Genomic DNA, 13,732 nt, shown 5'->3' with positions numbered 1-13,732 from the left:
CGATCGAGTGCGCAGCACTCGCCGGCAGCACCACAGAATCAGCCGCTACGCACCACACTCACCCACGAAACTCCCCACATCAAACGGGCGCAGACTTGCAATCGCCCAGATGCGTAGCCATATCGGGTAACTGCCCAGCAGCGTATTCAGCAGCTGAAATGGCCACTCGTCGAAAATCACACACAGTATCTGACCCGTAGGCCATAACCAGAAGGCCAGCAGCGTCAGAGGCACAAAATTTCACAAAGCCAACCGGCGTAGGTCCACCTTGCTTGGAACAAACCCGGATTGTTCATAAAATGCCTCCCATGTTGAACATCGCGCACCCAGTGGGGTGCTGCAAAGGCGCAATTTTCACGTTTTGTAACCATTTGTCATTACTTCAGAAACCAGACCTATGACCGATCTACCGGATACCGATTACACCCAACGCTTCATCTTCGATGACAGCGATACCCGCGGCGAGCTGGTTTCGTTGGAACGGAGTTACGCTGAAGTCCTCGCCAAACACCCGTATCCGGAGCCGGTCGCGCAATTACTCGGCGAGCTGATGGCGGCTGCGTCGTTGCTGGTCGGCACCTTGAAGTTCGATGGCTTGCTGATTCTTCAGGCTCGTTCCGACGGCCCGATTCCGCTGCTGATGATCGAGTGCTCCAGCGAGCGCGAAATCCGTGGCCTGGCCCGTTATGAAGCCGACCGGATTGCCCCCGACGCGACCCTCGCCGACCTGATGCCCAACGGCGTGCTGGCGTTGACCATCGACCCGACACAAGGCCAGCGTTACCAGGGCATTGTTGATCTGGATGGCGAAACCCTGTCGGAGTGCTTCACTAATTACTTCGTGATGTCGCAACAGGTGGGCACCCGTTTCTGGCTGTACGCTGATGGCCGTCGCGCCCGTGGCCTGTTGCTGCAGCAACTGCCTGCCGATCGTTTGAAAGACGAAGAAGAACGCGCAGCCAGCTGGCAGCACATCACCGCGCTGGGCGGCACGCTGACCGCCGACGAATTGCTGAGCCTGGACAACGAAACCGTGCTCCATCGCCTCTACCACGAGGAGCAGGTGCGTCTGTTCGACGTGCAGAAACTGCGTTTCCGTTGCAGTTGCTCGCGAGAACGTTCAGGTAATGCTCTGGTCAGTTTGGGTATGGAAGACGCGCAAGCGCTGGTCATCGAGCACGGCGGCAACATCGAGATCGATTGCCAATTCTGCAACCAGCGCTACCTGTTTGATGCAGCTGATATCAGCCAATTGTTCGCTGGTGCGGGTGTCGATACGCCGTCAGATACCCGTCACTAAAACGGTTCAGCGCAGGTAAATTCACTGCTCCGCGCCGGAATAACGCCGTTCTGACGGGAGGGCCCTACTATTTTTGGGCTTTTCTGGCATAATCCGGCCCACTTTTTTCGCGGTAGTAGTGTACGAATTTCTACTACAAAACGTTTGGAGCACTCGGCCACTGGCCGACGGGGAACCTCATGACGCAAGCCAATAACGCCGTGTACACCGATCTGAGTGTTGATGATCTGGTCAAAGAAGCCCTGAGTCGCGGTGAAGGCGAGCTTGCCGACACTGGCGCACTGGTTGTTCGCACCGGTCACCGTACCGGCCGTTCGCCAGTCGATCGTTTCATCGTTGAAGAGCCGTCCACTCAGGCCGCCATTGCCTGGGGCCCGATCAACCGCAAGTTCCCGGCCGACAAGTTCGATGCCCTGTGGGACCGCGTCGAGGCCTTCAACAACGCGCAAGAGCATTTCGTTTCCCACGTGCATGTAGGTGCGTCTGCCGATCACTACCTGGCCGTGAAAATGACCACGCAGACTGCCTGGCAGAACCTGTTCGGTCGTTGCCTGTTCATCAACCCGGCCCAGTACAACCCGGCTGGCCGTGACGAGTGGCAGGTGCTCAACGTTGCCAACTTCGAATGTGTTCCAGAGCGTGACGGCACCAACTCCGATGGTTGCGTGATCCTCAACTTCGCACAGAAGAAAGTGCTGATCGCCGGCATGCGCTACGCCGGTGAAATGAAAAAAGCCATGTTCTCGGTGCAGAACTTCCTGCTGCCGGCCGCCGACGTGCTGCCAATGCACTGCGCTGCCAACATCGGTGAAGCGGGCGACGTGACCCTGTTCTTCGGTCTGTCCGGCACCGGTAAGACCACCCTGTCCGCCGACGAAAGCCGTTACCTGATCGGTGACGACGAACACGGCTGGGGCGAAGGCGTTGTCTTCAACATCGAAGGCGGCTGCTACGCCAAGTGCATCGACCTGTCCGAGAAGAACGAGCCGGTCATCTGGAAAGCCATCAAGCACGGCGCAGTCCTGGAAAACGTCGTTATCGATGATGCCAAGCACGCCGATTACGCTGATGTCAGCCTGACCCAGAACAGCCGCGCCGCTTACCCGCTGGAGCACGTTGCCAAGCGTTCCGAGAAAAACCTCGGTGGCGAGCCAAACGCTGTGATCTTCCTGACCTGCGACCTGACCGGTGTTCTGCCGCCAGTCTCGATCCTCAGCGAAGAACAAGCGGCCTACCACTTCCTGTCCGGCTACACCGCTCTGGTGGGCTCGACTGAAATGGGTTCCGGCAGCGGCATCAAGTCGACCTTCTCCACCTGCTTCGGCGCACCGTTCTTCCCGCGTCCGGCCGGGGAATACGCAGAACTGCTGATCAAGCGCATCCGCGGCTTCGGCTCCAAGGTTTACCTGGTCAACACCGGCTGGACCGGCGGTGGCTACGGCGTCGGCAAACGCTTCAACATCCCGACCACTCGTGGCGTGATTGCAGCGATCCAGAGCGGTGCTTTGATCGGTGCTGAAACCGAGCATCTGGACACCATCAACCTGGACGTGCCGTTGACTGTGCCGGGCGTTGAGACTGGCCTGTTGAACCCGCGTAACACCTGGGCTGACAAGGCTGCTTATGATGAAGCGGCCAAGGCATTGGCCGGGTTGTTTGTTGAGAACTTCAAGAAGTTTGAAGTGAGCGACGCGATCAAGGCTGCTGGGCCTAAGCTGTAAGGCTTGGATTTAGCGAATTGAAAAGCCGCCCTTTGAGGGCGGCTTTTTTGTGGGCGTTCGGTTCAGGTTTTCAGATGCAGGACTAACGCCCCTGTCAGAACCAAAACAACACCCAGCACCTGCACCTTCGCCAGTCGCTCCTTGAAAAATACGTAACCCAAAATCGCCGCAATGCCGCCGGACAGTGTGCTGATCACCGTCACCACGGAAACCGATCCCGCCACCGCGCCCCAGGCAAATGAAGAGAACCCACCGAGGTTCATCAGGCTGGCGCCTGTTAACGTCAGGCAGTTTTTCATCGGCGGAATTTTCAAGCCATCCTTGATCTTCAGCACCATGACAACCAGCACGATCAGCCCAACCAGATAGGCCAGCCAAAGCATTGTCACCGGACCAAGCACCGGAAGAACGAAGCGGCCTTGCAGCCAGAAACTGGTGCCATAAAAAACAGCCGCCAACAATGCATAGGCAATCGAACTGCTGGCCTGAGTGGTGTGTGGAAGTTTCGAGTCAGAATGAATGCTGGAAAGGACGACCCCGATCACGCACAGCGCGATGCACAGCAGTTGGATCAGGCTGATCTGTTCACCGCCCGCCCAAGACAGCAACGTGGTGACCACGCCGTAGGACGTTACGAGCGGCGCCACGATAGAGGCCTTGCCGAGGGCGAACGCCTTGGACAAGGCCAGGGCTCCGGACACGGTCAACACAGCGGCGACAATCCCAATCAGCCAGACATCGAGCGCTGCCGACATCGATTTGAGAATGAAGGCAGGAAAGGCGATCAGCAACAGGCTCATGATGCTGAAGCCCAGCGCCTGGCCAAAATACACAGCGCGTTTAACGCCGACCGCGCGGGCGTTCAAACCCACCAGAAAATCCGTGCCGCCCCAAAGCAAGGCGGCGAGCAAACCCATCAATACGTCCACGCTATGTCCTTATAGGTGTGCGCTGCGGACGTTAGAGGCTTTCCAGCGTCTGAGTGTCCCAGCGTTGGGCCTTGATGGCCTGGTAGAGCATTTGGATGGTAAGCGGCAGTTTGTCGGCGCGTCCCTTGGCTCGGTGTTTTAGGAACATATCGTAGCCTTGTGGGTGGAAGTAGCGATAGGCGTCGTAGTCCACGAAGTCGATCCCGAACTGTTCCTCCAGTGCTTCCATCAGGTGTTGAGCATCGGCACCGTCGCAACTCAGGTCGAAGTTAATCGAGGTAGTGAGGCTGATGGTTTTGCGTTCGGGCAGGCCGAGTTCCTCGTGCAGCAGTTGCATGAACAGGTGCATGGTGTGGTCGTCGGGGAAGTGAGGGGCGAGGTTCATTGCGGGTGTCCGATTGGGCTTAAATGCATCGTATTGGTCGTCAGACTAGCGGAAGGGCGGGAGCAGTTAGCGGCGGGTCGTTTTCTTGGTATTGGGCGAGCACTTCTTCCCGCGTAGGAAGTGGTTTGTCGAGGTCTGCTGGTGATGTGTCGAAACCGGAGAGATGCAGGCTGGCCAGGTAATTTGAGCGGCGGACCTTTTCGTAGTAATCCTGTTTACGTTTGAACGTGGATTCGCACATCGTGGTTTGTCTCGTGGTTGCTGTCTTGACTTTCAGCGCCTATGCACATGGCGACTGACCACGTTTTATGGAATGTGGACAGTCTGAAAAACGATGTTCCGGGATTAAGCGCGGAGAGATGGGCTGTGTTGCTGTGTTCAACCAGCTAACGCGTTCAACACATGGACAGGGTCATTATGGATGGCTTTTAGCAGGGCTTTGGCTGGCCCTGTCGGTTCGCGGCGGCCCTGCTCCCAGTTGCGAAGAGTGGCGAGTTGAACGTCGATCAACGCTGCGAACTTGGCCTGAGTCAAACCGGTAGCCTTACGGATTTCTTTGACTTGCAACGCATCAACATGGAATTCGCGAGAAGGCCGGCGCTCTCCCCGTACGATTTCGTCCATCTGTTGCACGCTTTCCATCAGCTCATCAAAAAACTTGCTCATGGTTATCTCCAGTGTTCGATGACGGCTTTCAATGCTTTGCGTTCATCGGCAGTCAGGTCGTGTTGCTCATTTTTAGGGTAGATCATCAACAAAGCGATCTGTGACGCCGAGACGAAGTGGTAGTAAATCACCCGGGCTCCGCCTCGTTTGCCGTGCCCCTTGGCGGCAACTCGCATTTTACGAATCCCACCTGTCCCTTCGATTACATCACCAGACGAGGGGTTCAGCACCAGTACTTTCTGCAAGGCGGTATAGGCATCGTCATCTAACAACTCTTTGGCTCGACGGGTGAAGATCGGGGTCTCAATGAAAATCATCGTAAATGTACGCCAATGGCTTACTTTTTGGCAATGCTGATCTGGCTTGAAAGGCCTTTGTGTTCAGCTATAACCGGTGATTGATCGTTCTCGCGCAGGGCGTGAGAACGATCTGTTCACTCTGTGTCAGGCAGGTGCTTTCCAGTCCATCATGCGTTGTTGGGCGACTTGGAGCAGGTCGCAGCCGTCCTGGGCTAAGAGGAAGAGCGCGTGGGTGATGTGCGGGATGTCTTCGACGTCGCCGTGTTTGAAGCAAACGCAATGCAGGGTTTTGAGGAGGTCACTGGATGCTCGGATGCGCTGGAGGGCGGCTTCGAGGATGTCCTGGGGGTTGGCCTCTGTGTCGATGATCAGGGGCGGGGAATCGGTGAGGTTGGTTTGTAGTGGGCGGTAGCGTTCGTTGAGCTCATTAAATGCGTTCATTGTGCAAACTCTCAAATGAATCAAAAAAGGGGTCGCCACCATCGTGACCAAGCGATGGGAGGCGGACTGTGTTCGGGTTGGTCAACCGGTGAGAGAGCACACATTTGCCGGCACGCCCGAAGACGTCCCAAACACAGCCACCATAAAATATGCAGACACTTGAGGTGTCGGCAGCATACAACGGAAGCGTATCTGTGCTCCATTCGGGTGACCAAGCCCGAGCCGCTGATTGGGCAGCGACATTCACGACTATAGATACGAGCCACCAGGCAGCGATAGACGACAAAGAGTCCCCGCGTGTAGGAACGGGCCGAACCTCGGATAGGCCCTTTCTATAGGATTATTCCGCGACGTATTTTCTCGCGTCTTTCCGCCATCAGCTTCCTTGCGTCCTCATCGGAAATGCTCGGCCGTGGATCATCAATGCTGGCCTGAACCAGCCTGATGAACCACGCCTCGTAGGCAGCGTTGTCGATGGGAGCATCACAGCATTCGGGTGGTGCTTTTTCCTTCATCGGTTTCACCTCTGATTGTTTACAGTTGAGCTGCCGACCCCCGCACCCATCACTCAACCAATGTGCTTATACGCAGCAACATCCAGCAGGCTAGTGGTCAACCCGGTCGCCGGCGCGTAGATCGTGCCTTTCACCGCCGAGAAGCTGACCCCTTTGCTGCCCAGCGAAACGTAGCGCTCGCCCTGGTCAAGCTCGGTGAAGAAGGTGTACGAGCACTTTTCCATCGCTTTGTATTTAGCTGCGGCGCTGGCCATGGCGTTGTGGTGGTTCTGTAGGGCGGTCGGGGTCAGGTTGGAGGTTTTGTTCAGCTGAACGCCCCAACGTTTCAGGCACACTTCGGCACAGTGGCGAACGATCAGGCCGGGTTCGGCGAGCGCTTTAGGGCCGCTGACACCATCGGCTGCGGCGTTGCCGACCAGCGTGCCGTGACGGCCGGGCATCGGATAGATGTGGGTTCGGGTGCCGGTGGCCGTTTGCGGGATGACGCAGCTGAAGCCTTTGGAGCGTTCGTCTCGGGCGTAGAAGCCGACGTATTCCTTCACGTTGGCATTCAGTTTTACTTTGTCTTCTTGAAAGTTACCGATACCCGGCACCGGATCAATCGTAAAGATATTAACCGGAATGTTTTTCAGTGCGCTGTCCTTGAACATGGCATTGGCCAACATATGGCAACTAATGCCACCACGGCTCCAGCCGACCAAGTCGACCTTGGTTGGAATGATTCCGTCCTTGCGAAAGGTTTTTATGATTTGTTCCTGCAACTTTTGTTGAGTCACACTACGGTCGCCGTAGTTGTACTTGCGCCACATCCAGGAACCTTCGACGATCACGTCTTCAATGGGAATACCGGCAGCCTTGAGACGGTTGTATTCAGTCTCTGTCAGTTTTTCACGCTCCCAGTCGCATTTGCCTTTGATGATGTTGATGGCGTGTTTGACGTTCTCTTCCCAGCCCTTGCCGAACAGCGTGCCGCTCAGGCCGTAGTCCCCGGATTTGGTGAACAGTTCGTCAGCTTGCAGGTTGCTGGTGCCGGGCCCGTCAATCACGATCCATTCGGCAAATTCGCGGCCACCGTGGTGGGAAGCCAGTGTCGAGACCAGTTCGCCGTTCCAGTAAGTTGGGTTCTGGCTATCGAATTTGGTCGAGCCGGTGCCGCAAAAGAAAATAGTTAATGTAGTCATTGTAGTGCTCTTGATTGATTTAAGAGCTTGCAGACTAGTGTTTGTTATTTGAGTAATGAAGTGGTTAGTTGTTTCGATGTTTGTGAGGTCTATGTTTTTGCGGTCAGTGCTCTATTCGTTGCTTTGCAACTTCCAGAAGTTCGCAACCATCTTGCGTTAACAAATAAAGCGCATTCACTATATGGGGAATATCCTTCACATCAGCCTGTTTGAAGCACAGGCAATAAAGTGTTTCGAGCAGGTCGCTGGCGGCGCGCAGGCGTTGGTGAGCGGCGTCCAGGACGGCGCCGGTGCTGGCGGCGGTGTCGATGACCAGCACGGGCGTTTCGCTGTAGCTGGTTTTGAGCGGGCGATAGCGGTCTTGCATGAGGTCCGTCCTGTTTTCAGCGGCGGCGCAAACTATAGAGACTTACTTCCCAGCGTCGCAATACAGCGCAAATGGACGGAGTTTGTAGGGGAATTACCTGCGTTGTGGCCTTTTGCCTACGTGTACCCCGAGGCTTTTTTCAGCAATACCCCTAGAGGTCGAATTTCCTACGTGTTTGTCAGGCGCAGCGCATCAATCCTCTGTATGGTGCGCGCCAGAATCTGTAGGACGTTTCGAAAACGTCTGTCCAACGCTTAAAGGGAATTAAGTATGCAATGGCTACGTATGGCCTCGATTTTGTTGCTGTGGGCGGGTGTTTGCCGTTTGACGGGCGCGGCTGACGCGAGCAACCCGATGGTCCTCGCCAATATGGATCGCACCGGTTGGCCGGAGGCCCTGACCAGCCAGGCGAACGTGGACACCGTGTCCCGCGCCGAGGTGTTGATGTTCGGCAAGGCATTGCTGGCCAGCGAAATGCTCGACGAACAAGGTCTGAAACAGCGGCTGGGCGTGCAGGATGTGAAGCTCAAGTCGGTCAGGCAAGTGCGTAACGGTCTGTGGGATCGGTTGTTGGCCACCTACCGCAGCGCCAGTCAGAACTGCGATGGCGAACCCTTCTGCCCTCGCGTGCGAAGTGTCGCTGATTTGCGTCAGTTGGCGGCCGCGTTCACAGGCGAAATCAGCCCGGCTCATGCGGTTTGGGCAAGCAAGAGCCGGGTGTTTCAGGAGCAGATCTTGAACGAGCAACTGCGGGTGGCGGTGATGGTGCCGTAGCCACTTATGGCGTAGTCGTCAGGATGTTCGCCAGGCTTGTTGGGCTGCGTATTCCAAGGTGTCGCACGTAGCGAGCAATGGTGGATCTTCGGGAATCATGTCGCAGCCGTTCAGCAGCATGGATGACAGGATCAGGGCGATCGCGAAAAACGATTTTTGAGGCATGGCCGTTCCTTGTTCAAATGCCGCGCTCATCAGGCGTCCTGCCGTGATGTGAAGTACGCGGACGGTGGTTGTGCGAGAAGACCTTAACGTCAGATCCAAGGGCTGCGCGAGGAACAAAGTGTTTCGTTTGTTTCATCCTGTGGCAAAGGACCCTGGAGCGAGGCTGTATCATCCCGTATCGTTTTGGTCCCCGACCTTTTCTCGACTCGATGCGTTTGCCGGCTAGGCTTTGGGCTTCGCAGCGGTCAACGGAGTGACAGCTTATGCACAACACCCTGGAACAGGTTTTCGGTTATCCACAGTTTCGGCCCGGTCAGGAGGCGGCGGTCAGTGCGGTGTTGGCTGGGCGCTCGGCGGCGGCGATTTTCCCCACAGGCTCAGGCAAGTCCCTTTGCTATCAGTTACCGGCCTTGTTGCTGCCGCACCTGACGCTGGTGGTCTCGCCGCTGCTGGCATTGATGCAGGATCAGTTGGCGTTCCTGCAACGCCACGGTATTGCGGCGGGCAGCATTGATTCGGCCCAGAGTCGTGACGACGCAAGCGATGTGATGGCCCGGGCCAGGTCCGGCGAGCTGAAGATTTTGATGATCTCTGTGGAGCGCTTGAAGAACGAGCGATTCCGCAATTTCTTGCAGCAGGTGCCGATCTCTCTATTGGTGGTGGACGAGGCGCACTGCATCTCGGAGTGGGGCCACAACTTCCGCCCCGACTACCTCAAGCTTCCTGACTATCAACGCAAGTTCAACATTCCGCAGGCGTTGCTGCTGACGGCCACCGCGACACCCAAGGTGATCGCGGACATGGAGGCCAAATTCGCCATCGCCCCGGAAGATGTAGTGACCACAGGTTTCTACAGGCCGAACCTGAACCTGCTGGTCGAGCCGGTACGCGGTCAGGACAAGCGCCGTCGGTTAGTCGAATGGATGAGCGAACGTCCGGGCCAACCGAGCATCGTCTACGTCACGTTGCAGAAAACCGCCGAGCACATCGCCGAACACTTGAGCCGCAATGGCATTCAGGCTGAGGCCTATCACGCCGGTTTACCCCACGAACAACGCGAAGCCATCCAAAAGCGTTTCATGGGCGGGCAGTCCAATTGCATCGTTGCTACCATCGCCTTCGGGATGGGTATCGACAAGAGCGACATCCGCAACGTCGTGCATTTCGACCTGCCCAAATCCATCGAAAACTACAGCCAGGAAATCGGCCGTGCCGGACGTGACGGCCAGCCGTCCGACTGCCTGGTACTGGCCAACCGCGACAGCCTTAACGTGCTGGAAAACTTCGTCTACGGCGACACGCCGGAGCTGGAGGGCATTCGCTGCGTGCTCGACGAGTTGCAAGCTGCCGCGCCCGAGGGGCAGTGGGAGTTTCTGTTGGGCCCCTTGGCGGACCAGAGCAATATTCGCCAATTACCGCTCAAGACCTTGCTGGTGCAACTCGAACTACGTGGTCTGATTGCCCCGCGTTACGCCTATTACGCCGAGTACCGCTTCAAGTATTTGCAAGAACCGGAAGCCTTGCTGGCCCGCTTCGAGGGCGAGCGCAAAGACTTTGTCGCGGCAATCATCCAGACCTCCAGCCGCGCGCGGACCTGGGCCACAGTGAATTTCGACGCGCTGTATGAGCAACATCAAGCCGAGCGCAACCGGGTGGTCAAGGCGCTGGATTATTTTCAGGAGAAGGGCTGGGTCGAACTGGAAAGCAAGCAGATGACCGAGGTTTACAGCTTGCTGCAAACGAATGTCGACAGTCAGGCACTGAGCGCCGAACTGCACGCTTATTTCACCCAGCATGAACGCACCGAGATCGCGCGGATTCACGCCATGCTGGACCTGTTTGCCACCGATCATTGCCTGGGTTATCGCCTGGCCGAGTACTTCGGCGACGAAAACGCGCCGCGTCAGTGCGGGCATTGTTCGGTGTGCCATGGACATGTGGCGCGGCTGCCAACGCCGCCCGAATTACCGGCGCTTGTGGATAAAAACTTTGAAGCGCTGTGCGGTGATTTTATCCACAGGCATGAACAGCACACCGGCAATATCCCGTCGGCTGAGCGAGTGACCCGGTTTCTGTGCGGGATCAGCGTGCCGCTGTTTACCAAACTAAAGGCGCGTTCGATTCCGGGCTTTGCTGCGCTGGAAAATTATTCGTACGCCGACGTGCGCGGGTGGGCGGAACAACATTTATCGGGCTGAACCGTGTCCACTGTAGGAGTGAGCCTGTTCGCGATAGCGATCTATCAGCCTGCATCGTTGTTGAATGTGCTGACGCTATCGCGAGCAGGCTCACTCCCACAGGGATTTGCAGTGATCCTACGGGTAGATCCATCCGCTGAATGTCCCTCATCACAGGAATAAATTTCAAAAATACCCAGCGGCTGACTATGGTGAGGGCTGTCTTTGGATCGCCAACAAGAGAACAACCATGAGCCAGACACCGTTCAACATTCAGCGCGCCGCCGTCATCGGCGCGGGCACCATGGGCCGTGGCATTGTCATGTGCTTGGCCAATGCCGGCGTTCCGGTGCAGTGGGTCGATAACAATCCGCAGATGCTGGAACAGGCACTGGCCATCGTGGCAGACACCTACGCGCACAATGTGCGACAGGGTCGGATCGATCAGACCGAGGCGGATGCGCGCATCGCACGGGTCACGGCTGCGGCTGATTATGGTGCGATCCGCGATGTTGATCTGGTGATCGAAGCGGTTTACGAAAACCTGGAGCTCAAGCAAAAGATCTTCCGTGAACTGGACGGGCTGCTCAAACCCGAAGCCATTCTGGCCAGTAACACTTCAGCGCTGGATATCGACGCCATCGCCGCGGCGACTCGCCGTCCGGCCCTGGTCCTGGGCCTGCACTTCTTCAGTCCGGCCCACATCATGAAGTTGCTGGAAATCGTCCGCGGTGCACAGACTTCCCCAGCGGTGCTCGATGCGGCGCTGGAGTTGGGCAAGCGCATGGGCAAGGTCAGCGTGGTGGCAGGCAACTGCAATGGTTTCATCGGCAACCGCATGCTCAATACCTACGTACTCGAGGCGCGCAAGATGCTGCTTGAGGGGGCTTATCCCTATCAAGTGGATGCGGCGCTGCAAGGATTCGGTTTTGCCATGGGGCCGTTCCGTATGTACGACGTGGTGGGTGTCGACCTGGGATGGCGTGCTCGGGAATTGGCGGGCACAGGGCAGGATGCGCCCGAGGTTCAGGTAGATAACCGACTGTGCGAACTGGGACGGTTTGGTCAGAAGAGTGGCAACGGCTATTACCATTACGAACCGGGCAGTCGACAGGCTGAACACGACCCGGAAGTCGATGCGCTGGTGCTGCAGGTCAGCGAAGGGCTTGGGTTTCAGCGTCGCGAGATAAGCCCTGAGGAGATTCTCGAGCGCTGTCTGCTGGCACTGGTCAATGAAGGGGCGAAGATCCTTCAGGAAGGTATTGCGGGGTCGGCGCATGACATCGATCTGGTGTACCTCAACGGTTACGGTTTCCCGGCGGACAAGGGCGGGCCGATGGCGTGGGCGGATCAGCAAGGGCTGGCGGATATTCATCAGCGATTGATAGCGCTGGAGACCCGACAGGGCGATCACTGGAAACCGGCGCGCTTGATTGGTGAGTTGGAGGCAGCAGGTAAGGGTTTTGCTGACAAGTAATTGATGTGGTGCGTGTGCCGACGCTTTCGCGAGCAGGTCGGATCGCCGCACCGTCGCTCCTACATTGGATCTTCAGTGAACACAAATCTTGCTCACGAAGGAGATCCCTGTGGGAGTGAGCCTGCTCGCGATGAATACGACGCGGTTTTCGACTTAGACTGGCAACCCGACTTCAGGAAATAACGCTGATGGTTCAACGCACCGACTACCCCCACTTCCAGCCCATCACCACCCGCTGGCACGACAACGACGCCTACGGTCACGTTAACAACGTCACTTACTACAGCTTCTTCGACACAGCGGTGAACACCTACCTGATCGAAGTTGGTGGCCTGGATATCCATGACGGCGAGGTGGTGGGTTTTGTGGTGAGCTCGTCTTGCGATTACTTTGCCTCCATCGCCTTTCCGGACCGGATCGAGATCGGTCTGCGGGTGGGCAAGTTGGGCAACAGCTCGGTGCAATACGAGCTGGCGGTGTTCAAAGCCGGGGAAGATGAAGCCTGCGCGGCGGGGCGCTTCGTGCATGTGTTTGTGGATCGGGCGTCGAATCAGCCGATGGCGATTCCTGCCGGGTTGCGCGGTGCATTGGAGCAGTTGGTGGTTTGACGGACAAAAAAAATCGCAGCTCTTGGGCTGCGATTTTTTATCTAGCTGTCAGCAATGCCCGTTCAGGCCTCAATGATGACGATTGTGCTTGTGATGTTTGCGATGACCATAGGCATGACCACGGCCAGGGTGGCCGTCGCGGTAGTAGCGACGATCATCACGGCCGCCGCGATAGGAGCGACGATCATCTTCCTCGTCGCTCTTGTTGCCCATGTAGTTACCCAGCGCGCCACCGGCGCCACCGCCTGCTGCGGAGCCGATCAGGCTGCCGGTGGTGCCGCCCATGCTGCGGCCGACCACGTTACCGCCTGCTGCGCCCAACGCACCGCCGATGGCGGCTTCGCCACGGCTGCGTTTGTCTGCGCCGACTGCGCTACCACCCGCGCCGCCCAGGGCCGCGCCAATGGTGGAACCTGTGTTGCCGCCTAACGATTGACCGACGACCGAGCCAAGAACCCCGCCCAATGCGCCGCCCACACCTGCTTCGGTGGTGCCTCCGGCAGAAGCGAAGCCACTGACCAGGCCAAGGGACAACAAGAGAATCGAGGAGAACTTCATAGAGGAACCTCAAGGGGATGACGGCGCGATCCTGAGGCTGTGTCATGGTCGTGACAATCGAAATCCGACGAGTAACACGACTTGAGCACATTTCTATAAGTTGCTGTTTTTTGGGCGGAACTTAACGGTTTTTCGCCGGTCTTTAGCTACTTCAGACAGGCCGTTTTTG

General features: G+C 57.1%; 17 protein-coding genes and 1 pseudogene. 6 read left to right on the top strand and 12 right to left on the bottom strand.

Features of this window, described 5'->3' with window-relative positions:
- Nucleotides 1-75: 75 nt before the first annotated feature.
- Nucleotides 76-296: pseudogene (locus tag ACYZT6_RS24945) on the bottom strand (phosphatase PAP2 family protein); the annotation flags it as partial.
- A 101-nt stretch (nt 297-397) separates the two neighbouring features.
- Here ACYZT6_RS24945 and hslO point away from each other — a divergent pair.
- Nucleotides 398-1,300, top strand: coding sequence for an Hsp33 family molecular chaperone HslO (gene hslO / locus ACYZT6_RS24940; protein ID WP_461956634.1), 903 nt, complete (start codon nt 398-400; stop codon nt 1,298-1,300).
- A 179-nt stretch (nt 1,301-1,479) separates the two neighbouring features.
- The gene (locus ACYZT6_RS24935; RefSeq protein WP_462029040.1) at nt 1,480-3,021 is read left to right on the top strand and encodes a phosphoenolpyruvate carboxykinase; all 1,542 of its coding nucleotides are present in this window, start codon (nt 1,480-1,482) and stop codon (nt 3,019-3,021) included.
- A gap of 62 nt (nt 3,022-3,083) precedes the next feature.
- Here ACYZT6_RS24935 and ACYZT6_RS24930 read toward each other — a convergent pair whose 3' ends face one another.
- From ACYZT6_RS24930 to ACYZT6_RS24890, 9 genes are all read right to left on the bottom strand, one after another.
- A complete protein-coding gene (locus tag ACYZT6_RS24930; RefSeq protein WP_462030009.1) occupies nt 3,084-3,938 on the bottom strand; it encodes an EamA family transporter in 855 nt (284 codons plus the stop codon).
- A gap of 43 nt (nt 3,939-3,981) precedes the next feature.
- On the bottom strand, nt 3,982-4,335 hold the full coding sequence (locus ACYZT6_RS24925; protein WP_462029039.1) for a DUF1493 family protein: 354 nt from the start codon (nt 4,333-4,335) through the stop codon (nt 3,982-3,984).
- A gap of 40 nt (nt 4,336-4,375) precedes the next feature.
- The gene (locus ACYZT6_RS24920) at nt 4,376-4,576 is read right to left on the bottom strand and encodes a YhfG family protein (protein ID WP_462029038.1); all 201 of its coding nucleotides are present in this window, start codon (nt 4,574-4,576) and stop codon (nt 4,376-4,378) included.
- A 137-nt stretch (nt 4,577-4,713) separates the two neighbouring features.
- Complete coding sequence (gene nadS / locus ACYZT6_RS24915) at nt 4,714-5,001, bottom strand: NadS family protein (RefSeq protein ID WP_462029037.1); 288 nt, start codon at nt 4,999-5,001, stop codon at nt 4,714-4,716.
- A gap of 2 nt (nt 5,002-5,003) precedes the next feature.
- The gene (locus tag ACYZT6_RS24910; protein WP_462029036.1) at nt 5,004-5,318 is read right to left on the bottom strand and encodes a type II toxin-antitoxin system RelE/ParE family toxin; all 315 of its coding nucleotides are present in this window, start codon (nt 5,316-5,318) and stop codon (nt 5,004-5,006) included.
- A gap of 126 nt (nt 5,319-5,444) precedes the next feature.
- Nucleotides 5,445-5,741 carry a hypothetical protein gene (locus tag ACYZT6_RS24905; RefSeq protein WP_462029035.1) on the bottom strand — a complete coding sequence of 99 codons (297 nt, stop codon included), beginning with the start codon at nt 5,739-5,741 and terminating at the stop codon, nt 5,445-5,447.
- Nucleotides 5,742-6,073: 332 nt separating this feature from the next.
- Nucleotides 6,074-6,256 (bottom strand): antitoxin PaaA2 family protein, encoded by a 183-nt coding sequence (locus ACYZT6_RS24900; protein ID WP_462029034.1) that lies wholly within the window; start codon nt 6,254-6,256, stop codon nt 6,074-6,076.
- Nucleotides 6,257-6,309: 53 nt separating this feature from the next.
- A complete protein-coding gene (locus tag ACYZT6_RS24895) occupies nt 6,310-7,437 on the bottom strand; it encodes a hypothetical protein (RefSeq protein WP_462029033.1) in 1,128 nt (375 codons plus the stop codon).
- Between the two features lie 103 nt (nt 7,438-7,540).
- Nucleotides 7,541-7,804: a hypothetical protein gene (locus tag ACYZT6_RS24890; RefSeq protein ID WP_282483104.1), complete on the bottom strand. Its 264-nt coding sequence runs from the start codon at nt 7,802-7,804 to the stop codon at nt 7,541-7,543.
- 270 nt (nt 7,805-8,074) lie between these two features.
- Here ACYZT6_RS24890 and ACYZT6_RS24885 point away from each other — a divergent pair, with 270 nt between their 5' ends.
- Nucleotides 8,075-8,578, top strand: a complete 504-nt coding sequence (locus ACYZT6_RS24885) for a polysaccharide deacetylase (RefSeq protein WP_462029032.1) — start codon at nt 8,075-8,077, stop codon at nt 8,576-8,578.
- 18 nt (nt 8,579-8,596) lie between these two features.
- On the opposite strand, the gene ACYZT6_RS24880 is transcribed toward ACYZT6_RS24885, so the two are convergent.
- Nucleotides 8,597-8,773: a hypothetical protein gene (locus ACYZT6_RS24880; RefSeq protein WP_462029031.1), complete on the bottom strand. Its 177-nt coding sequence runs from the start codon at nt 8,771-8,773 to the stop codon at nt 8,597-8,599.
- Between the two features lie 233 nt (nt 8,774-9,006).
- On the opposite strand from ACYZT6_RS24880, the gene ACYZT6_RS24875 reads away from it, so the two are divergent.
- The 3 genes from ACYZT6_RS24875 (at nt 9,007) to ACYZT6_RS24865 (ending at nt 13,005) form a co-directional block, all read left to right on the top strand.
- Entirely contained in the window at nt 9,007-10,941 is a 1,935-nt protein-coding gene (locus tag ACYZT6_RS24875; RefSeq protein WP_462029030.1) for a RecQ family ATP-dependent DNA helicase, read from the top strand.
- Between the two features lie 229 nt (nt 10,942-11,170).
- Nucleotides 11,171-12,397 (top strand): 3-hydroxyacyl-CoA dehydrogenase, encoded by a 1,227-nt coding sequence (locus ACYZT6_RS24870; protein ID WP_462029029.1) that lies wholly within the window; start codon nt 11,171-11,173, stop codon nt 12,395-12,397.
- A 188-nt stretch (nt 12,398-12,585) separates the two neighbouring features.
- Complete coding sequence (locus tag ACYZT6_RS24865) at nt 12,586-13,005, top strand: acyl-CoA thioesterase (RefSeq protein WP_462029028.1); 420 nt, start codon at nt 12,586-12,588, stop codon at nt 13,003-13,005.
- A gap of 69 nt (nt 13,006-13,074) precedes the next feature.
- On the opposite strand, the gene ACYZT6_RS24860 is transcribed toward ACYZT6_RS24865, so the two are convergent.
- Nucleotides 13,075-13,563, bottom strand: a complete 489-nt coding sequence (locus ACYZT6_RS24860; protein WP_462029027.1) for a glycine zipper domain-containing protein — start codon at nt 13,561-13,563, stop codon at nt 13,075-13,077.
- Nucleotides 13,564-13,732: the final 169 nt, after the last annotated feature.

It is taken from the genome of Pseudomonas sp. RT6P73 (genome assembly GCF_054897715.1).
The sequence above is the reverse complement of the archived record's forward strand: the minus strand, read 5'-3'. Positions and strand labels throughout refer to the sequence as shown.